A 20584-nucleotide genomic window follows, 5' to 3' on the forward strand; every position below is an offset into this window, starting at 1 on the left:
TAATGATTTTGTTATTATTTGTTGAATATTTAAGTCAGTTTAATTACAATTACACGACACATACAAAGCCTTGTGAGCTAATTTTAATGCTACAAAATGATATTAATAATCAAGTTGCAAAAATTGCGGAAAAAATTGGTGAAAACTTTATTGCGCTGGAAGGCCAAGTTTTTACCCTGTTCAATATTTGGAAAATTGATTTAACTGACGGAAATAACTTACGTTTTTTTGAATTCTGTATCCATCAAAATGATTGGGTTGAGCAGGATCAGCTGAATGTCAAACTGACAATCCTCAAGTTTAATGCTGATCTCATGTTATGTAGCCAAGATTTAAGTGCAACCAGCATTGATGAAATGGACTGCCATGAAAAACGCATTAACAATGCCAGTGAAGAACTGTGGCAGGCCTTGGTACACTATGCTGGCCGGATGACCCAAAAAACCATTAAGGAAATTCATTCTACAATCCATTTGGCCTTACGGGCTCACCCATTTTTTAGCCGTGGCTATTTTTTCCGTCAGGAAAATATCCATACGCTGTTTAAGACACTAAACCATATGCTTTATTCACATGAATTTGCGGTTGCCATGTGTATTGCATTTGATCATGTCTGTCTTCAGCGCTATACCCATTTCTTTAATGAACACAAAACAGTTGCACATATTTTTCATCATCATGTCCAGATGTTGCCGTTGTTGGCTATTGTCGGTAAGGGTTATTTAAGCAATAAGCAACTTTTCACCACCAGTGACTGGTTTTCACAAATTGGTGCTGGCAACCACAATAGTGATCCTGCACTTATTCACTGGATCAGCAGGATTGGCTGTCCTGCAAAGCGCCTACTGATCCAGCAACAGGATTTCCTGAAATGGGCTGTATTTTTCTACAATTCAAATGTCGTTCCTACAGCAAATCGGGCATGCTTTGAATTAATCCTTAATGCCTTGCCGGCAGAAATTAATCCAGCCCAGCTCAACCGTATTCTGGTTCCGGCCAGCATTGCATTTGAGTATATTCATAACTGCCTTGTTTATGATGAAGCATTTGCGATCCTGAAGAAAAAGGACATTCTGCGTACCCTGTTTACACAATGGGGAACCCCGAATTTAAATAGCCGTACTGAAGCCTTGCGCTATCTCGACGAACAAGTGCTTAATAATTTATGCCTCAGCAACCCCTTATATTTTCAGCGTCAGCCTTCGGGTTTTGAAATGCTGGAAAGCGTCATTCATTAAATTATCTGATTTTCCATCTATTATAAAAAAGAGCATTTACTTCAAGGTAAATGTTTTTTTTGTGCTTTAGTTCACGATTTATTAACATTTATATATTGCCTTTTTTGTTTATTAATTAAATAATCTGCTTTATGGCGTGCTGGGCTGTGCTCCCTTTATTTAATCATTAGGCTTATTTTATGTCTTTACCCGATGAAATGCTGAAACGTGACCTGCTGTTAAACAATGGTCTGATTGATCGCGTGATTGTGGACATACTCAAAGTTTATGATGCAAACCTTCCTTATGCATTCATCCCCATGGGTATTATTGGGGAAGTACTGCGAAGAAATCATGGGGCAAATTTTACGAATAAAGAACAGGCCGTCTCTCATTTAATGGCGATTAAATCGGTCGTCGGCTGGCAATACTTCAGGGGAATCTATCAAGTCAGTCCTGATCTCATGAACCAATATGCCAAAAGGCCATTACCAAAAGCACTGACGCTTGAAAAGTTATGCCATTTGCCTCAACAGGTTTGTTATTTTGAACTTGACCACGCTCCCTATCAGGGCTTTTATGCCAGTATCGACCCTGTGGTCTGGAACGATAAAGGCTCACTGAATACACTGGACTTATTATTTATTGGCCTTGAGCAGGAAGATACCCCTACATTCATGGCAGTACAGGTAGCACTAGATGCACCAATGCCTGAATGGGTGATTGGCAATCCCGAGGTGGTAAAGGCGATTCAGATAGTATTACTGGCCAGTGACCCAGATTTTCAGGTTAACGACCGGCTAGGACAGAAATCCGATCCCTATTGCGGTAATGGCTCCCCGACCAATAAATATACCCGTCAGCCCATAACCCAGCATTATCACATTTGCCATAGACCAGTTTTGGCCAGTTAACCTGTAATCCATACCAAAATATAGGAATGAGTATTTCCATGCCTGCGCAACATCTATTATTTTTTATGAGTTATATATGCTGGCTTTTTTTTATTGGCCGATCCACAGTGGCGCATTTAAACATCTCCAGCCTGAACTGGCTCTATATTGATGCAAATGACATGCAACGCAAGAAAAACAGATACTTCATTGAGGCGATGGTCACCAGTTTGGTGATCGCCGTGATCTCATTTGGTATGTTTGATAGTTAAGCTGGCCAACAACAGGATTGAAGGGAGTAAAAATTAATGGCCTTGAGTACATCAGCACCAAAAGAGCTTTTCAGCCTGTATCAGCGGGTCGTTTGTATCGGTGTACTGCTCGCAGGTTTAGTATATCTTGTATGGATGGATTACCGGCAAAGTAAGATCGTCATTCAGGATGCCACCCTTGAGCTTACCGACTGCAAAATAAATTGTAAGTTAAATGGTTCCTTTCATCATCACTTCTTGCATAAGGAAATGATCTTCACAGAGCAATCAGGGGAGGTTCGGCAAATTCCCTACAAGCAGATCAGGATGCTGATGTACACAGCCCCTCAAACCAATGAATGACTGTCCAGACTGGATCATCACTAACATTCTAAAGCATGACTGGATCGCTCACTTAACAGATGCTTGGACAGCACAGTCTTAGGGTTTGCCGGATTGCCCAAGCTATGGGAGCCTATGGCCAGAATGTTCTGACCATAGGTGGACGAGCCCTTAAGCGCTCATTAATGAACACCGGCTATGGCCAGTTTCAGCAGTTACCCCTTGCAGGTAAAAGCTGTCGCAAGTCTCACAAAACCGTAAGCACGGAAAATCCTCAATGGGCTTGCCCAGAATCCTTGCAAGTAAGTGCTGGTCAATTCTGATCTGGTCATTATCCAGTGTGACATGGCTCCAGCCATCCAGTCTGTTCTTGGACTTAATAAACCGCTCCATCGATACGGGCTGGATAATTTCGGGTGGTGTCCGGTAAGTCATGTAAAAACCAGTCTGGTAATAATCCCGAAGCTCGGGTTCCGCTTTCAGTGCACTGGCCATAAACCGGTTACTGAGCATCCTTGGTGAATTTCGCCACATGGATTCATAACTTTCAAGGATCATGAAATCAAGTGCCAGCAGGGTGCCCAAACTTCCATCCGGATTAAAGGTGACATAGCTATGGGGATTAAATAACGTAACTGGTGGAGCCATAATGACATGGCAGGCACGTCCGGCTTGCACCATGCTTTTTAGTGATTCTACATGATGGGGCATCATGTGATGGTGGAGCTTGGCCAGAATCTGTTCGCTCTCTAACTCAGGAAACGGGTGAGCCACTTTTCCATCCAGTTGGTTAGCAATCAGGGTCGCAGCGTGATTTGGCTGGCCAATGGGCTGAACCCCGCGAAAGCGGGGCTTGCCGGCAAAATCCATAAAGTCCCGATCTAGGCCTGTCTTCAGGATAATTTTTCTTAAGCTATGACAATGGCTTTGGTTTTCAGTCAGCTGATGGCCAGCTGATGCAAAGGGATGCTGATCATAAACCGGATGCCAGAAAACTGCGTGCAGATTTAACCTTAAGCCACACTCATGCACCACCTGCTGTATGGCCATGGCAATGCCCTGTGCAACAAACTCATAATCATCGGGCTCGGCATCATGGTTCTTGGCCAGATAGCCTTTAACCATTTCGGTTAGCAAGGTGATGTGCCTTGTAGGCGCTGGCTCCATTCTGGCCATCGGGGATACAGGCGCAATATAAAACGGGGCAGGAACCTTGACTGGCTGGGAGGCTGGCCATTGAACCGCACTTTGGTAATCCTTAAACCCATGGGATGCTGTCACCATATTCAGCAATTGGGTATGGTTAAACCGCTCAATGAGTTTAGGAAATTTCACCGAATCAGGCTGCAAATATTCGCCAAGATATTTGGCCACATATTTTATTGCCTGCGCTGGGGTCTTTTGGCCGTCTCCGGAAAGATAATCACGAAGAGCGGCAGTATCGGGAAGGGTAGGGCTAATAATAGACATGATTGCTCCGTTTAGCTAAGACAATCGAAAGGGTAGCCTTGGGTTCGATGTCATTAACTTAGAATCAATCAATTAAGTTTTGGGTTACATCACTGTCAGGACAGATATGGCCAGTAAGTTGTGGCTAGCATTCAACCGGCCTGATTAGACTATATAAAAACCAGTATGGCTGTCAACCCACCCCATTCTATCGGCTACATTTATGGGTGAACCAAACATACTCAAAGCATTGGGAAGGGTATCACTTACCCCACTAATCCATACTAACGGCCATTCCATTATTTCCTCCCATTCAATTAAACCTCCTTTCTCATTACCCTGATTCGTTCACGATCACCTTTTCGTCATCGAATCCCTTTTTCGAAATCGAATAAATTATTCGGACACGACAAAGAGCAGGGCAGCCCCATGCTTTGTTTTTCCTAATTCGGGAACGATTAATGAGAAGTTAACGAAACAACAGACGTGAACGAAGAGGAGCAGGCCAGAATAAAGCTGCCGCTGGTATGTAAGAGAAGGTACACAATCAGCCAGCTGTAAACAGTCTCTTTCCTTGGTTCACCCATAAATGTAGCCGATAAAATCAGGCTTTTTTCAGGTCTTACACTAACTTGGAATATTTACCTTATATTGCCATTTTTATTTATTGGTGACATAATGCCACGTATATAAATACGCAGAGGTTGTAATGCCTAAATTAAATAATATTGCCAATATTAAAACTTTCGGGAAGATTTCCCAAAATTCACTTAAATTAAGTGAAGATGACACCCTGTATGTGATTAACAAACAGCGTGCCACGCTAATGAAGTATAAAAATGCATCATATAAGGAAATTACTGACCTGATTGCCAAGAATTTTGGCTATCAGGAAGAGGTGATGGTAAAGCTTGGCAATGCCACTGACAGCATTTACCTAAGCCCGATCGGCTGGATGACCACACCCTTCTGGTTTAACGCTCCCATTGAGGGGGGTGCCCGCAATGCCAAGCGCATGGGAACCAAATACAACACTACCAACAAGTTACAGTCCTACCTGATTGAACTGATGGACAAGTGCCGTGGTACCAATTCCTATGCCAAGCTGGTTGAACAGGCCATCAGTGAAACCTTCCGGATTAACGAAGCGAAGCTTGAGGCCGACCGCGATACCTCACCACTACCCAATACTGATGAAGGTAACTTTGCCAAGACCATTAACCAGCGTACCATTTTTATCCGGCTTCTGGATGTGAATGGTTCCATCTTGGGTACCTGTAATGTCAATGAGACGTTTAGTGGCAAAATCCTCAACAGTTTTTTTTCAGAAAACATCGTTGAACTCAAGGGAACCTATGCCATGGCTTGTAGCCTTCCCAATGGCAGGGTTGTTTATCACTTTCCCAAAATCAACCATGATATGCTTTACCATGAGGAATCAAAGGTCAAAACTTTTACCGTGTTGTCCCCTCCATGGTTGCATGAATGGCTGGATCATAATATTTACCGCAGCAAGATCAGCCTGATGGAGCAGGCGATTATTAGTTTCACCGACTATCGGGTCTCTGATAAGGTTATTCGCTTCTCAAATCTCGTAATGTTTGATTAATTATTTAATTAATAGATTTATGATTTATTCTATTAATATTTTTATTATTATAAGTTATTATTAGCCTAATTCATTAACCCATTCTTGAATGGGTTTTTTTTGGTTTTCCGGAATCCGGCATGAATTTTCTTGGTAATGTAACAACCCGCCAGCAGGCTCTGGAGCTGGTTCAACGCTATCCGTCCAGCCTGTTATCCCTGCCTGACCATCTTATTGATGACCAGATTCGCTTTGCTGCCTTATATGGGGATGAAAACCTGTTTAAAGACATTCAGGTTGAATTGCTAAGTGAGCAGGTGATCCAGAAATTACTCGCCAAGCGGCCAGAGTATGTCAAGTATTTCGTCAGGGATAAATTACCCCGCCATATTGTGATCCAGCTGGTCAGCGAAGATGGCAACTGGATTCGTTACCTGCCGGAAAACCGGATTGATGAAGAACTGGCCATTATGGCCATCGAACAGAATATCGATGCCAACCAGTATATTCCCACGCGCAAGCGCAGCCAGAATTACCTAAACCGCCTGATTACCATTGATCCCAAGTTTATTGAACAGATACCGCTGGCCGAGCGCGACCTCACGACCATGGCAAAGCTTGTGGCCATGAATGGTGAATTGATCAAGTGGGTGCCCATGGCCGACCGCAGTTTTGAGATGTGCCAGCTGGCCATGGCCAGTGACATCAACAACATCCAGCTTTTCCCCGAACACATCTACGATAATCCGCTGATGCTTGATGCAATTATGGCTCACCCTTTTTTTCGGTTATTTAGTGATGCTGAAGTCTTGGCCAAGCAACGGGAAAATCCGGCATTTAGTTATAACGCCGTTGAAATTTACCCGCTAGAATTAATTCGGGAATCACTGGCCAGCCGGTTGGTAACAACCGATGTCCGTTATTTCCCCAAAATCCCGCATGCCATGCTCACTAACGAATTATGCCAGATCGCCGTTGGGAAAAATCCCGCCCTGATCATTCATGTACCTAAACAGTTGCGCATTGCCAACCCGCAACTTTGGGAAGGTGTGCTTCAGCAACAGCCTGCGCTCATCAATTTTGTGGAGAATGATGAGCTCACCAACCCGATCCGGATTTATAAACACCAGCAGGCGCTGGGCAAAACAATCAAGCTTTAAGAAGATTCCATTATGAAAAAGCAATTATGCGGCATGGCCATACTTTTGGCAGGTGTACCTGTAGCGCATGCTGAACCTTACTTTATGCTGGGTTATGGTCAGGCAGAAAATGCAGGTGACCGCATCAACAAGCAGTTTAAGGGTGATTTTACCAAGGCCACTTCAATTACAGCAGGGGCTGGCTATGAGTATGACAGTCGAATTTCTGCCGAACTGGAATATAGCTATACACAGGAATTTGACAATAAGGCAAATACAACAGGTTCAGTGAAATCACAGGCGCTTGCTGCCTATGCAGTCTATCGTAGTACCTTTAATGATTTTATGTATGGCAAGCTTCGGGTAGGCCTCGGCTATCAGCAATTGAAGATGAATAATCGCAATGAGGATGGTCAGGATTTAGCTGCTGGTGCCGGAATCGGGTTCAAGATTCTGGACAACCTGAACCTTGAAATAGGATATGACCGGTTGCAGGAAATTCGTCATTATGGGGCAAACCTAGTGTTTCATTTTTAACCATTCCTGTATGAGGCAGTTAGATTAGGAGAGAAATTTGTAACCATTAAAATTCAGAATTAAACTACTGTATTAAAACGTTTTTTTACCATGATTTTTCGTGGTTTGGGTGCTTGCATTTCCAAATTTTCTTAAACTATCGTATGATGCCCTATAGACAATAATAGTTAATGTATTCGTCTTTTGGGGAAATAATATGAACGTAGAAAACCTATTAAATGCAAGTAGACAGCGGCCAGTTTTGCGGTTTGATCCGAAGATGATCAGAGATTTTGCAAAAACTGTTCCTCAAAAAAAACCTATCAATGATTTTATGGGTTATGGAAATATTTTTCCCATGACTGCTGAACAAATGGTTAATGCACCTTTTAACCCATTTTTTGATGATTAATTAACCAAAGATTTTGATTAAATATTATGAGCTTACTTCAACCACATGATGATTTTGCCCATAACCAAATCATTGCACTTTTAAAAAGCAATGGTTTAAATCTGAAAACCCTTAAGGAATCTGAACGGGATTATTATTACTGTTTCTTGGCCGTTGAACAAAATTTCAGGGCATTGGCTTATGTACCTGAACATCACATTGATCATGGTATTCTTGAAGCAGCCCTAGATGGCGGGGAGTCTGCCATTAACCTAATACCAAAAAAATTTATTGATGGTGCAATTTGCGATTATGCTGTGACAGCTTTTCCTGAAGCTATAGCTTATATACCAGAGGAATTCTTAACCCCAGCTTTGTGCACTAAGGCCGTTGAAATTACCCCCCAGACCTTTAAGCTGATCCCGCAAAACCAGAGGACAAGGGAATTATCAGCAAAGGCAATCTCCCGCTGGGCTGATGCAAAGTTTTATATTCCTTTTCAATACTATACCTTACTGACTTTGAATAGTCTTTAGCTACGCTTAGGCTTAATAACGGGTTATGGTCTGCATTATCGGTCAGCTTTACTTATCCATAGACTGTTATTTTCAATAATTATTAATTTATCTATTTTGTTAATTATTTAATAAATATATTTTGTTTATTTTTTATTTGTTAAGATATGTCATTATTTATTTATGGCAGCATTTAAAGAAATGATAAACAGAATAGTTTTAGCATCGGTGGTCGCTAAACTCTTATTTCTTTCTCCTAATGTTTTTGCAATTAGTGCAAGTGAGGCAGTCAATCAGGGCAAGGCACTTTCTACCTCTGAACATACCAAGGTTAGCGATACCGACTTTAAGACTGTAGTGCCTAACTATTCAGCTAACGTTAGTGAAGCATCCACATATAACACCAGTAAGATTCCAAACCAGCAGGGCGCTGCGTTAAAAAATTATTGCAATACGACCAGTCTTGATTCCATGTCCGAGGAAAAGCGACAGCAGTGCAATGCCATCAATCTGACCACCTATAACTCCAAGGTTCAAGGCACATTCAAGCTTGATCCTAAAACTGATCCCTTGCTGATTTTGACTGATAAATTCTTAAAGGCTCAAAAAAATAACCCTAATGGCATCTCTTTACAATGTGACCCTGACCAGCCCATTAAAACCAAAGGCCAAGTCGCCAGCTGCAATGCCACCACAAAAAATACGATTAAACGTTGTGTCACTCCCTTAAACATGACATGTGCCTCTAAGAGCAGCAACACCTGTAGTGGCGTAGGTGGGATAAATCCTGACAAAATTATCAAGCAGGATTCCGAAGGCAGCTTTACGTACGCAAATAACATTTTGACATTTGGTATTGGCAGTGGCCAAGGCAGTGGCTATCGAAAAGCCACTTTCAAAATGGACATTGAAGATGTCAAGGAAACCGAAATCTTTGAACTTCAAACTTATTACTATGATAACGGGACAAGGCTATCAATCAATGGGCAAGAAGTCTTGGCCGCAAACTGGTATGCCAGTAATGATGACTATTCAAGAAGCCCCGTTAGCTACATCAAGGATTTAAAGCCATATCTGGTCAGCGGTAATAATGAGGTTGTTCTTGAGAACCGCAACCATGCCGGCCCCTATCAATCATCAGTGACGATCAAGGCAAAAGAGAATTGTCCTTGTACAGAGAGCTGGGGGCAAGAAACCTGTGTGGTTGAAACCTGCCTTCCTAAAACAGTTCAAGTGTGTAATCAGAGTACAGCCGGTATCTGTAGCGCTTCAGGTGGTATCTTGGCCAGTACCTTCAAGCTTGATTCTGTCATTTCAGGGGGACTCAGTTACACCTTGTCGCTTTCAAATGGGGTGCTGGTGGTCGGAGCAACCAGTGACAGCAGTAATTATGATCTGGGTGAAAAAGTAATTACCTATAGTTTTGACCTAAAAAATGCAGCCGCTTTAGGTAAATTTTCCCTCAAAAAGACCGCATGGGATGATGGCATTCAAATCCTGATCAATAACCAGTTGGTTAGAAGTAATGGCTATTACGTTCATCACCGTGATGAGGTCAGTTCGTCCAATGAAATAACTGACCTGCGCCCATTTCTTAAGGACGGCAAAAATACGCTGACCCTCAAAACCTTCAATGTCATCAGCTTATTTAACACCAGAGCTGAGTTTGATGTAGACGTGGCCTGCGATTGCTATGAGCAGGAAGACCAAAATTCATGTGCCAACCCATAATTAAGGAAAATTATATGAATAAAATCATTATCTTTATGCTTGGGCTGGTCAGTTTGCTCTCCAGTCTAGCCAGCATGGCAGAACCAATATGCCAGACCACCAATAAGGTCTGTTCTGCGCCAAACCAGACCCGAACAGTGGGTGGCCAGCGTATTTACAAGGATTGCTGGGAGTGGCAAACCCGCAGTGTATGCCGCGAAACGACTGAAGAACCACTTTGTAATACCCTTAAAGGCCAAGGATGCTTTCAGGTCAGTTCCAAATGCACGTCTGTGGATGCTAATGGACTTTGCACGAACCAGAAACTGGAAATGTCATGCGGAGGCTCAGCTAGCTCTACAGCCGCAGTAAATACAAGCAACTCAACCTGCGAAAGCGTCAAATACTGTGAAAATGGAGAATGTAGCAGCTTGACCGCTCCAGCTGACAAGGACATGGCACAGGTTGTGGCCATGCTGGAGACAGCCCGTGAAATCGGCACATATATGGATGCTGACTCCCTGACCATCTTTAACGGTGAGGCGGGTCGTTGCCGTCTGGGCTATGGTGGCATCAATGAAGGATGCTGTACAAAAAAACCAATGAGGGGCGGTTCAGGTGGCCGGTTCGGTTCAGTCAACCAACTGGCGATGAAAGGAATGTATTCAGCCGCCAAGTATGGATTTGACTACGCCAAATATAAAGCTACTCCCTATGTTCATGATGCCCTATATGCTGCAAAAAGCTGGTTTTCCCAAGGTGCTGCTGGAGCTGCTTCTGGTGTTTCATCCTCAGCGGTAGGCAATGCAGCAAGCGTACCCAACTTTAATATCAGTTATATGGGCTTTGGCTGGTCAAGTGGCGGTGCAGCAGCAGTCAACGGTGCCACTCCCTTGTTTTCAAGTGCCGGCTCAGGAAGTTTCCTAAACGGATTTTACTTTAGCCCGACCGGCCTTGCTCTTGCCGTGGCCATGTACGTTGTTCAGGAAGTGCTGATTTGTAGTCCGACACAGGAAGAAGCCACCTTATCCATGCGTCGCGGTGCCAATCTTTGCCTGCCAGCTGGTACGTATTGCAGCAAAAAAGTGTTAGGTGCCTGCATTCGCAAAAGTGAAGGCCACTGCTGCTATAACTCAACCATTGCAAAGATATTTAACCAGCAGGGGCGTCAGCAGCTGTATGGAACAGTTAATTTTGGTGACCCAAAAAATCCGGTTTGTACCGGTTTTACGGTAACAGAATTCCAGAAAATTGACATGAGCAAAATCGACTTTTCCGAGTTCTATAGCCAAGTGATGGCAGACAATGGAAACTTTGATGGTACCGTTGCTGACCAGAATTTCTGGACAGACCGTGCCTCGGATCGTATCAGCAAGCTGGAAAATGATCCCAAGTATGCTGATGGCAATTTAAGCCAAAGCCGTGAAGCTCAGGACATTAAAACGCGTGATGAAAACCAGCAATACCAAAAAGAAATTACGGGTAGCGCTCCTACCGCCCCGAAAAATACCACGATTGGTATCAGTCAGGATGATGCAGAGGGTGCAACTGACCTTACCGATGCCCAGATTGCAGCCTTGGTAAAAGCTGAACAGGAACGGGAAGAAAAAGAGCGAAAAGAGAAAGAGCAGTTATCCAGTTATCCGAGCTCAGGTAGTACGCCATGACAACAGGGCGCTTTTTCTCATTCAATCCATGGATTACAGGGCAGGCCTGTAATCCCTATCAAGCCAACAATTTTGGCGTTCAGACCCAATCATTTACAAGCTTGCAAGGTAGCTGGAGAGCATTCCATGAATAATTCTAAAACACATATTGCCAAGAAAATTGCCGTACCCTCGTTAGCATTTGTCTTGGCCAGCATGATTGGCCTCAATGTCTATGCCGACTGGAAAGCCAGCCGCATCAACATCAAGGATGTGACCCCAGAAATGGATCATGCGCCGTTACAAACAGGTGGAACCAAGCCTCTTTATCATGAATCTTTCAAGCCCAGCTTGCCTGATTTTATCCAGAGCCAGAAAAATGTACTAACGCCTTCTAGCCGCATTGCCGAGGAAGAAGACCAGGCACCTACCGCAGTACCGGCCATTACTTACGACTTGGATGCCATGATCGAAGCGCAATATTACTTTGACTCAGCATTACATGCCCAGATCAAGGGCGAGCTTGAACAGGCCTTACGTCAAGGAACACGGGCACAGGGAAATTTATATATCAGCACCCGAATCGGTGAAGTTTACCCCTTAAAGGTATTACGTATGGCCGATGGCAATGATGAGCAAACTCAATGTGTTGAAGTCTATTTCCGGTTTACTTTCCAGAATACGCCAAGAACAGATGGTTCTTTAGTGGATTACTGGCAGGACATGGCCAAGACCGTCTGTCATTCCAAAACAATCAAGGGCAGCTTAAGCTAAGGGGGTCATAACATGGCTGTAGCATTTACAATATTTACATTGGGCGATGTTAAACCCTTCCAGCAAGTCCTCAACGGCGTGGCCATGCTGTTTAACGGAAACGGTACTTTTACCCTGTGGCATGGCAATAACCCACTGGGTTTGGGCATGGGCGCGCTATTTGGCCTGACCCTGATGCTGATTATCCTGATCTACAACGCGGCACTCAAACGCCAATGGGACTGGAAAAACTTCATTACGCCAATGATCGTTTATTTTGTCCTGACTGCCCCGAAGGTCGATGTCAACGTTGAGGATATCTACACCTCCGGAAGCGGGGGAACCGCCGTAAAGGTAAGTAACGTGCCATTAGGCTTGGCATTGCCAGCCAGTGCTGTCAGCGGGATCAGCTTTGCCCTGACTGAGGCAGTGGAAACCGTATTTTCAACCGTTAGCGGAACCTATACCAAGATTACAGAAGAGGGGTATGTTACCCCGCTTAAGCTGTTAAACACCTTGCGTTATTCCGGCAGTGAATTTGCTTCTATTTATCCTAATTTTACCAAATCACTCAATCAGGTTTATATTGATTGTGCTTCCCAGTCAGATAAATTTGATCCCCAAGCTTATCTGGCTTCAGCTGATCCATGGGGTAAATTCATTACTGCGGTCAAAGCAAATGGTGCCTTAACGACTGTATATACCCCACTTAATCCAACGGGATACCTAACTACCTGTTCAGATGCAGCCACCAAGCTAGAGACCTCCTTAAACAGTTTCTATGATGGTACATCCAATACCACCCAAAATCCGATTATACCCACGCAGGCTAACCAGATATTCCTGAAGCAGCTGATTACGACCAATATGGAAGGAAACTCAGCCAACACGGGTGGACAGGTTAAATTTGACCAAGATGACATGGAAACCATGTTTAACCGGATGTTCAAGATGCAAAGCTTGGATGCACGCCGCTTTGTGATGGGAACCCTAACTCACCCGATCATCACCGGTGCTTCCATGTGTGCCACCGATGCAACCGACTTTCAGGCTATCAGTCATTGCTCCAGCTGGGCAGATTCAACTGAACAATGGAAAGAAAAAGCAGCAGCTTCCGGCACCGGTTTTGTCCGTATCATGAATGATGGCCAAAATATGCTAATTTTTATTGCCTATATTCTGTTCCCCATTATGGTATTGATGATTGTATTGAATGCCATGGGTGGGATGAAGGTTTTATTTGGCTTTTTAACTTTCTTTATTTCAGCCAACCTGTGGCTTCCCATCGCAGCCATGGTTAATTACTACATCGGCATGCAGGTCGAAAATGATCTGATCAAATTCAAGGCAACCACAAGCAGTCCTACCATTTTAACACTGGCCAATGCCCCTGCTTTTTATGCCTCAATTTCGCAAAAGCTGGCACTGGCATCGAGCCTTATGGCATCAGTACCGGCAATTTGCATGGGCATTTTTGCAGGCATGCTTTTTCCGGCTTCTAAACTGGCTGATCGCATGAATCAGGCCGCTGATCAGGGTTATGATGCTAAGCGCAATACCCCCGATTCGATGAAGCAGGATGCCATTGCCGGCAATAAATCGTACCTGACAATGCAGGGGGATGTGGCAAGCCTGACCGGCAAACAAAGCCTGTCCACCTTAAGCAGCTCGGGACAAGCCAGCCAAAGCTATGCCCAGTCCATGGGTTACCGCAAGGAAATTCAGGATAGTTTCAGGGAAACAGATTCCAAACTGGCGGCTTATGAAAAAAGCCACCAGAACTCATGGTCACGCCAGCAAATTGCGCAGGATGCCCAGTCCAAGGGTTATATTAATCAAGAACAATATGGCGCATATATGGCCTATCTGGGCAGCCAGAGCCAGACTTCGGGTACCGTCAATAGCTCAGGTACCGCCAGCGTTAACTCTGACTCCCAGCAAAATGCAACAACTGCCCAAGCAAGTAGGAGTGGTAGTGCTTCTGTCGTTGGTGCTGTCAGCGGTTCAGCTGGAAGTGGGGGATCAGGAGGTGGGATTAGTGGTGCATTAGGAGTAAATGGAAAAGGCACTGCAACCGGTACAAAATCGCAATCCACCACTGAAACCGCCCTGTCCACCCAGAATGATAGCAGTGGCAGTCAATCCAGTGTCGGAAATAGCAACCTTTATACCAATACCCATGGTGGAAATTATGGTAATACCCAGACCAATACCATGAGTACTACCAGTATGGCTGCGGTTACAGCCGGTTTGAATAAGGTCTATGCAGAACGGCTAGCGTCTTCCAATAATTTTGCAGAAGCCCGTGAGGCCAGCCAGACTGCTGCTCAGACTGAAAGCCAGATGCGCTCAATTGAAAGTAGCCAGTCACAGTTAATCAGAACTGACGTGAATGGTACCCAGCTTCTTAACCGCTTTAAGGGTGAACAAGACCTGACCAATGGGCTGATTGAAAAAGGTGAGCAGCTGGCTGAGGCTAATCCGGAATTCAAGAAACAGTATGAAACCCAGCTCCATCACCTTGAGGAGCATACCGATACCGGCAAGCTGGCTAACGCGGATATGGGCAATGAACGCAAGGCAGCGGCATTACTGCTGACTGCTCAGCAAATGGGTACACAAAACGCCTCTATCCGTGAATATGCAGCAGATGGCGTGGCTGCGGTTGCTGGCTTCAGTGGTGCAGCACAGATATTTAACCCTACCATTCCTGAGGAAGGCCTGAATATTAAAGCCCCAAATGTTCAGCAAATTAGTAATGATACATCAGGCGCGGATGCAGAAAGGGCACGTCATGCAACCGGACTGGTGGCTAAGGAGGGTGGAGCGACCAAGGGGCAAGTGTCCCAGCGTGTCAGTGAGGGTGTCCATGAAGTTCGGCAAGGCGGCCTAGAAGGGAAATTTAACGGTGCAAATGCCAGTGCAGAAGCGACCTACGGCCATCAAACCGAAGCTGTAAAAAGTGAAATCATGGCCAAGTATGGTAATACTGCCGTGGGTGCATATCTTATTAATCAGCTGGGTGATCAGGCCGCAGATCGTACCCGCAACCTGACTGCCGGTGAGCGGCAGAATGTTGAGCAGGTACTGGGTATGATGAGTCCAGCCGACAAGCAGAAATACGGAAAGATTTTACTTCCCAATGACCAGAATGTCGGCAGAAGTCCTACCACTTCAAATGCTTCTACCACTGATGCATTTACCCAGCTGGATAAAGCAGTATCGGGTGAAATCAATAAACCCTCAAATTCCAACTATCAGGCACCCATGGGAGCAATTGAAAATAGTGATGGTTCACTGACTGCAACCACACCTGCCGACTATAAGGGAAAAATACGCTAGGCTTCCTCAAGAAAGGGCTAAATTAATTAGCCCTTTTTTAATCCCAATAATATTAAACATGCTATATTAATTAAATTATCTATTTTATTAAATAATGCCTTAATCATGCAGCAGTGTTTTCAATATAAATCTTTAATAGATACCTTAAGAAATAATGCAATTAGCATTGACCCAGACAGCCTATTCATGGATGAAAAATGCTGGTTTATGGGCAATTATTTTTCCTTAATTCAGGATGGCAAGGTGATCATATCCATTAAGGCTCGCTGCCTTTCACCTGATGGTATCAATGACTACCGGCAAAAAATAAACAATATATTCAGGGGGAAAGGCGAACTGCTTAGCGCAGCCATGTATAGAATGGCAAATGGTCAACAGATTATTGTGCCAAATAGCAAAAAACGTTATTACATTATCCGTAGCCATATTGATGCACAGAATTTACCCAACAATAAGCCATTTTGCCTAAATACTTATTCTGAATGCTCAACGATTACCGAAGAGCAAAAGCGTTATTGTTTTTTGGCAGCGATCAATAGCCAGAATAAGGATAAACAACCCGTAGCCGTAGTGGTACACATCCCTGAACCCAGTTTACTGCCTAAAGCAATGTATATGAGCATGGTTAGCCTGATTCAGGAGCATGGCACCATGGTAAGTGGTGAAATATTCAAGAATAGCAAAAATGGCTTTCACTACCTCAAGGTTGAACAATGCACCCCCCAGCTGAAACCTCAACTTCTGGGTAAGACCTTTATCTTGCAGGAGGACTATTACCGCAGGCGAAAAATCATGAACGGGGAATTCAAAAATTCAATCATGGTGTTTGCAGGCAATAGGCAGTATCAGAAACTTTTTTCGGTCGGTGACAGTTTTAATCCAGACTGGTTTGGGCGTGAAAAAGGCTTTTTCATTAAAGACCAAAATCAAGTCATTGAATTCAAATCTTTTTATTAATTTCGGATTGATAGCACAATGCGTTTAATTATTGCAGAAAAACCTTCAGTTGCACGCGCCATTGCCTTAATGCTGAATGTTAATGGCCAGTTTAAGGGTGGCTTTACTGATGGCAAGACCGTAGTAATCAGTTATGCAGTTGGCCATCTGGTTGAGTACGCCCATGATACCCCCAGAGGGATCAGTCAGCTGCCGGTGATTCCCACTCCTGAAAGCTGGCGACTTGAGGTTATTCCCCAGACTGCCGAACAATTTGAAGTGCTTAAAAAATTAATCAACGATGGCCGCATCAAGGAGATCGTAAATGCCTGTGATGCAGCGCGGGAAGGTGAACTTATTTTCCAGTTGATAATGAAAAAGGCTGAAAATAAAAAACCAGTCCTGAGAATGTGGATTCAGAGCATGACATCGGAAGGGTTACGAAAGGCCTATCATTCAATTAAAAGTGAAAGTGCCTATTTGGGCTTGGCCAAAGAAGCGAACTGCCGCACCCAGTCTGACTGGATCGTCGGTATCAATGGTTCAGTCGCCATGACTGCTGTTTTTGAGCGCATGTACAATACTGTTGGTGTAACGCCTGTCGGACGTGTAAAAACCTACATGCTTTCCCTGATTGTAAACCGCCATCTGGAAATTGCTAATTTTATCAAATCAGATTATTGGGTGGTTAATGCCGATTTTTGCCTAAAGGCGGATCAGGCACAGGCCTATTCCGGTAAATGGGTTAACCTGCCGGATGGCAAGCTACCCGACTATTTCACCGCCCAGATTGAACAGCTAAATACCGCTGATGATGATGTAGATAATGAGGAAATAGACCAGCTCAAAGCTGCTGACGAGGAAAGTATTCCTGTAGAAGAGACCCAGAGCCAGATTACCTCGCTGGCACAGGCACAGGAAATCATCTCCCGCTGTATGGCTGGAGATAAACCAAAGCCTGTCACACGGCTAGAGCAAAATAAGCGTGTCATACACAAAAAACCACCATTCCTGTTTGATCTTAATACCCTACAGGCCAAGGCCAATAAAGACCTTAAGTTTACGTCAGCAAAAACCCTTGAAATCGCTCAGGCATTGTATGAAAAACACAAGTGTATTACCTATCCGCGTACTGATTTTAAGCATCTGACAGAAGATTCGCGTGACCAATGCAAGAAGATTCTGGAATTGCTTTCAAAGTCCAGTGAGCAAGATTACGCAGGGTATGCCAAAACGGCGTTGGACAATGTTGATCAGGTTAAAACACGGGTTTTCAATAATAAGAAAGTTGGGGATCATTTTGGAATTATACCCACAGAAAATCTACCCACTGAACTCAGTAGTGATGAACGAAAGCTATACCTGTTGATAGTCAGTCGCTTCAAGGCCGTATTTTTACAGAACCTGCAAACGGCAACGGTGGAGCGATATACCTTTATTGGCGAAGATGCATTTAGGACATTGGAAACTACTGTAATAGAAAAGGGGTGGACTGCGGTTGAAAAGGCATCGCTCAAGGAAAAATTGCCTGAATGCCAGTTACCTGATGTGAGCAATTATGCAGAGGTCACTGCAACTTCCATTGGCCAGAGCAAACACCAGACCCAGCCCCCTGTCTATTTTACGGATGGCACCATCATCATTGCCATGAAGTATGCAGGGCGTAAAATTGATAGTGAAACTCAGGATATCAAGGATGCATTACTTAAAACCGGTATTGGAACGCCAGCAACCAAGGCAAAAACACTGGAAGACCTGATTCGTTCTACCACAAAAAATAATACGCCAAAGCCGCCCATGGTCTACAGGAAAGGAAATAAATTAATCCCAACGGAGTTGGGCATTAACCTAATCCAGATACTGATGGAAAATAATGTGCGTGAGCTCATAAGTGCTGACTTTACTGGGACGTGGGAGCATAAGCTTAAAATCATCCAGAGCGAGCCTGAACAGGCTGATGGTTTTATGCGTTATACCCAGACAACGACCGAAAATATCATTAGCAGCATGAAACAGCTTTATGCGTCCCTGCCAGAGCCAAAACTGGCCAATCCCTGTCCACGGTGTAATTCGGAATTACTGATAGAACGCTATAGTGTTGAATGTAGTTCAGCCTGTGGCTTTTCAGTCCGCAGGAGCCTTTCACAACGTATATTTAGTATTTATGAACTGGATTGCCTTATCAAAAATAAACGTATTGATGATCTGGATGGTTTTATCAGCAGTAAAGGCCAGCCCTTTATGGCCAGTATCTATTTGGATGACGACTTTAACTTCAAGATTGAATTGAGTGATGGCAAGGTCATCGATACCCCCTGTCCAAACTGTGAAAATACGCTTAAGGAAAGCCATAAGCTGATTTCATGTACCGGTTGTGAATTCAGGTTATGGAAATCGCCGATTGCCAAGCGGAACCTAAAACCGGATGAAATTACGACCCTGCTGGCCAAGGGCACAACCCCACCATTAACAGGATTTATTTCATCAAAGGAAAACGGTTCCAAAAAATTTTCCGCTTGCTTGGTTCTGAACAAAGAAACTGGTGAAATAAGCCTGAATTATGATACCCAGCAGGACATGAAGAAGAAATGTCCTTGTACAGACTGTCAGGGAACCCTGACAAATGACTTAACGGTGATCAAGTGCGATACCTGTGAATTTAAGTTTTTTATTAAATATGCCAAGAAAAAGCTTACTGCTACACAGATCAATAAGCTACTTAAAGGGGAAACCATACAGCATGCTGGCCTGATTGAGGAAGTTAAGGATAGTGGAAAGTATGTAGACCAGCTTTATTCCCTGAGTATTGATAAAGCCAATAAACGAATCAAGGGCATTAAGCTCAGATTACCAGTTTGATAAAATAGACCGAATATTTGAAAGTTGAGCTACACATGAAAAATAAGGGTAATACCAATGCTGCCCAATGGTATTGCCGGTGCAAGCCAAGAATGTCTTTAGACTCGTAAATTGTTCACAAAGAGTGATAGTTGAATGACCACTCGATCCCAGAAAGATACTCGCTGAGTTTTATAAATGCGATTTTCGGGGGTATGAAACTGCTCATCACCCAAAACCCGATACGAGATTTGATAGGCAAGGCTCTTGGCATTTTGTAATGCTTTTTCGTACTCGCGCAGTGTCATCTCTGACCAACCTTGCTTAAGTCTTTCAGGCTGGAGGGATACATATTCAAAATTAAACTTTTCGGCCAGCAATCGGGCTGTCAATTCAACACTTAAACTAATATTTCCATTGGGGATACGGCAAGCTGCAATGATTACGGCTTGCAGAAGTTCCATATTCAATAAATCTGCATCAGTACTTTCACATAAATAAATTTTATTGTTTTTTACCATGTAATCTTGGCTGTTATAGGCGATTGAAACAGCAAAATTACTGGCTATATTCTCCAGTAGTAACCGGAGCTGTATGGAATCTAATGCCGGATAAACCTTGTGCTGGCCATAAACCAGTCCCTGTATCTGATCAAGATTCCAGAATTGCAGCACCTTGCCTTTTGGCTCAAGCCTGATTAGTGCCGCACTGGATTGCTGGTCGGGCTTGATTGGTGCATTCAGCCGCAGGCGGTCATCTTCAGTAATCCAGACATTACTGTTAAATTGATGCGTTTGGCGCATTGCTGTAAAAATGGGGTGCTTGAGAATGCCTTTGGATGTGTAATTAAAATTCTGCCTACCATCAGAGAAAAGTACCTGAAGGGCTTGCCTAAACTGGCTTTCGTAATTTCTTAATGTATTCATTTTATATTCATTCACGATCTTGCTTTTACACTGTATATTAAATTCACGCTGTAAGTCTACATTAGCAAGTGGGCTATCATTAATCAAATATATTTCCTTTTAAATTTTGTAATACTTATTGAATATCTTTTT

The 20584-nt window shown here is 43.7% G+C and carries 17 protein-coding genes; 15 read left to right on the forward strand and 2 right to left on the reverse strand.

Annotation, left to right across the window (positions count from 1 at the left end):
* From BKE30_RS13745 to BKE30_RS13760, 4 genes are all read left to right on the forward strand, one after another.
* On the forward strand, positions 1-1238 hold a 1238-nt coding region (locus BKE30_RS13745), incomplete at its 5' end, for a hypothetical protein (protein ID WP_076879152.1).
* Between the two features lie 179 nt (positions 1239-1417).
* Positions 1418-2131 carry a hypothetical protein gene (locus BKE30_RS13750; protein WP_076879153.1) on the forward strand — a complete coding sequence of 238 codons (714 nt, stop codon included), beginning with the start codon at positions 1418-1420 and terminating at the stop codon, positions 2129-2131.
* Positions 2132-2169: 38 nt separating this feature from the next.
* The gene (locus BKE30_RS13755; protein WP_143253760.1) at positions 2170-2382 is read left to right on the forward strand and encodes a hypothetical protein; all 213 of its coding nucleotides are present in this window, start codon (positions 2170-2172) and stop codon (positions 2380-2382) included.
* A gap of 36 nt (positions 2383-2418) precedes the next feature.
* Entirely contained in the window at positions 2419-2724 is a 306-nt protein-coding gene (locus BKE30_RS13760; protein WP_076879155.1) for a hypothetical protein, read from the forward strand.
* Positions 2725-2874: 150 nt separating this feature from the next.
* On the opposite strand, the gene BKE30_RS13765 is transcribed toward BKE30_RS13760, so the two are convergent.
* Entirely contained in the window at positions 2875-4173 is a 1299-nt protein-coding gene (locus BKE30_RS13765) for a hypothetical protein (protein WP_143253761.1), read from the reverse strand.
* 688 nt (positions 4174-4861) lie between these two features.
* Between BKE30_RS13765 and BKE30_RS13770 the strand changes: the two genes are divergently transcribed.
* The 11 genes from BKE30_RS13770 to BKE30_RS13820 all read left to right on the forward strand — a co-directional run bounded on the left by BKE30_RS13770 (position 4862) and on the right by BKE30_RS13820 (position 19547).
* Positions 4862-5761: a hypothetical protein gene (locus tag BKE30_RS13770; RefSeq protein WP_076879157.1), complete on the forward strand. Its 900-nt coding sequence runs from the start codon at positions 4862-4864 to the stop codon at positions 5759-5761.
* 119 nt (positions 5762-5880) lie between these two features.
* Entirely contained in the window at positions 5881-6900 is a 1020-nt protein-coding gene (locus tag BKE30_RS13775) for a DUF4116 domain-containing protein (protein WP_076879158.1), read from the forward strand.
* A gap of 12 nt (positions 6901-6912) precedes the next feature.
* A complete protein-coding gene (locus BKE30_RS13780) occupies positions 6913-7416 on the forward strand; it encodes an outer membrane beta-barrel protein (RefSeq protein WP_076879159.1) in 504 nt (167 codons plus the stop codon).
* Between the two features lie 196 nt (positions 7417-7612).
* The gene (locus BKE30_RS13785; RefSeq protein WP_076879160.1) at positions 7613-7807 is read left to right on the forward strand and encodes a hypothetical protein; all 195 of its coding nucleotides are present in this window, start codon (positions 7613-7615) and stop codon (positions 7805-7807) included.
* A 26-nt stretch (positions 7808-7833) separates the two neighbouring features.
* Positions 7834-8322, forward strand: a complete 489-nt coding sequence (locus BKE30_RS13790; RefSeq protein ID WP_076879161.1) for a hypothetical protein — start codon at positions 7834-7836, stop codon at positions 8320-8322.
* 180 nt (positions 8323-8502) lie between these two features.
* Complete coding sequence (locus BKE30_RS13795; RefSeq protein WP_143253762.1) at positions 8503-10032, forward strand: hypothetical protein; 1530 nt, start codon at positions 8503-8505, stop codon at positions 10030-10032.
* 14 nt (positions 10033-10046) lie between these two features.
* Positions 10047-11678 (forward strand): conjugal transfer protein TraN, encoded by a 1632-nt coding sequence (gene traN, locus BKE30_RS13800; RefSeq protein WP_076879163.1) that lies wholly within the window; start codon positions 10047-10049, stop codon positions 11676-11678.
* Positions 11679-11804: 126 nt separating this feature from the next.
* The gene (locus tag BKE30_RS13805; protein ID WP_076879164.1) at positions 11805-12431 is read left to right on the forward strand and encodes a hypothetical protein; all 627 of its coding nucleotides are present in this window, start codon (positions 11805-11807) and stop codon (positions 12429-12431) included.
* Positions 12432-12443: 12 nt separating this feature from the next.
* Positions 12444-15752, forward strand: coding sequence for a conjugal transfer protein TraG N-terminal domain-containing protein (locus BKE30_RS13810; RefSeq protein WP_076879165.1), 3309 nt, complete (start codon positions 12444-12446; stop codon positions 15750-15752).
* A 105-nt stretch (positions 15753-15857) separates the two neighbouring features.
* Positions 15858-16709, forward strand: coding sequence for a hypothetical protein (locus tag BKE30_RS13815; RefSeq protein WP_076879166.1), 852 nt, complete (start codon positions 15858-15860; stop codon positions 16707-16709).
* A gap of 18 nt (positions 16710-16727) precedes the next feature.
* Complete coding sequence (locus tag BKE30_RS13820) at positions 16728-19547, forward strand: DNA topoisomerase (RefSeq protein WP_076879167.1); 2820 nt, start codon at positions 16728-16730, stop codon at positions 19545-19547.
* Positions 19548-19645: 98 nt separating this feature from the next.
* Here the strand turns inward: BKE30_RS13820 and BKE30_RS13825 are convergent, their stop codons facing one another.
* Positions 19646-20539: a hypothetical protein gene (locus BKE30_RS13825; RefSeq protein ID WP_076879168.1), complete on the reverse strand. Its 894-nt coding sequence runs from the start codon at positions 20537-20539 to the stop codon at positions 19646-19648.
* Between the last annotated feature and the right edge of the window lie 45 nt (positions 20540-20584).

It is taken from the genome of Alkanindiges hydrocarboniclasticus, assembly GCF_001982605.1.
GTDB classification, from domain to species: domain Bacteria; phylum Pseudomonadota; class Gammaproteobacteria; order Pseudomonadales; family Moraxellaceae; genus Alkanindiges; species Alkanindiges hydrocarboniclasticus.

Bases quoted from the DNA above. Each gene is read 5' to 3' on its own strand.
- BKE30_RS13750 (WP_076879153.1), top strand. From the start codon at position 1,418: ATGTCTTTACCCGATGAAATGCTGAAACGTGACCTGCTGTTAAACAAT.
- BKE30_RS13755 (WP_143253760.1), top strand. From the start codon at position 2,170: ATGCCTGCGCAACATCTATTATTTTTTATGAGTTATATATGCTGGCTT.
- BKE30_RS13760 (WP_076879155.1), top strand. From the start codon at position 2,419: ATGGCCTTGAGTACATCAGCACCAAAAGAGCTTTTCAGCCTGTATCAG.
- BKE30_RS13765 (WP_143253761.1), bottom strand. From the start codon at position 4,173: ATGTCTATTATTAGCCCTACCCTTCCCGATACTGCCGCTCTTCGTGAT.
- BKE30_RS13770 (WP_076879157.1), top strand. From the start codon at position 4,862: ATGCCTAAATTAAATAATATTGCCAATATTAAAACTTTCGGGAAGATT.
- BKE30_RS13775 (WP_076879158.1), top strand. From the start codon at position 5,881: ATGAATTTTCTTGGTAATGTAACAACCCGCCAGCAGGCTCTGGAGCTG.
- BKE30_RS13780 (WP_076879159.1), top strand. From the start codon at position 6,913: ATGAAAAAGCAATTATGCGGCATGGCCATACTTTTGGCAGGTGTACCT.
- BKE30_RS13785 (WP_076879160.1), top strand. From the start codon at position 7,613: ATGAACGTAGAAAACCTATTAAATGCAAGTAGACAGCGGCCAGTTTTG.
- BKE30_RS13790 (WP_076879161.1), top strand. From the start codon at position 7,834: ATGAGCTTACTTCAACCACATGATGATTTTGCCCATAACCAAATCATT.
- BKE30_RS13795 (WP_143253762.1), top strand. From the start codon at position 8,503: ATGATAAACAGAATAGTTTTAGCATCGGTGGTCGCTAAACTCTTATTT.
- traN (WP_076879163.1), top strand. From the start codon at position 10,047: ATGAATAAAATCATTATCTTTATGCTTGGGCTGGTCAGTTTGCTCTCC.
- BKE30_RS13805 (WP_076879164.1), top strand. From the start codon at position 11,805: ATGAATAATTCTAAAACACATATTGCCAAGAAAATTGCCGTACCCTCG.
- BKE30_RS13810 (WP_076879165.1), top strand. From the start codon at position 12,444: ATGGCTGTAGCATTTACAATATTTACATTGGGCGATGTTAAACCCTTC.
- BKE30_RS13815 (WP_076879166.1), top strand. From the start codon at position 15,858: ATGCAGCAGTGTTTTCAATATAAATCTTTAATAGATACCTTAAGAAAT.
- BKE30_RS13820 (WP_076879167.1), top strand. From the start codon at position 16,728: ATGCGTTTAATTATTGCAGAAAAACCTTCAGTTGCACGCGCCATTGCC.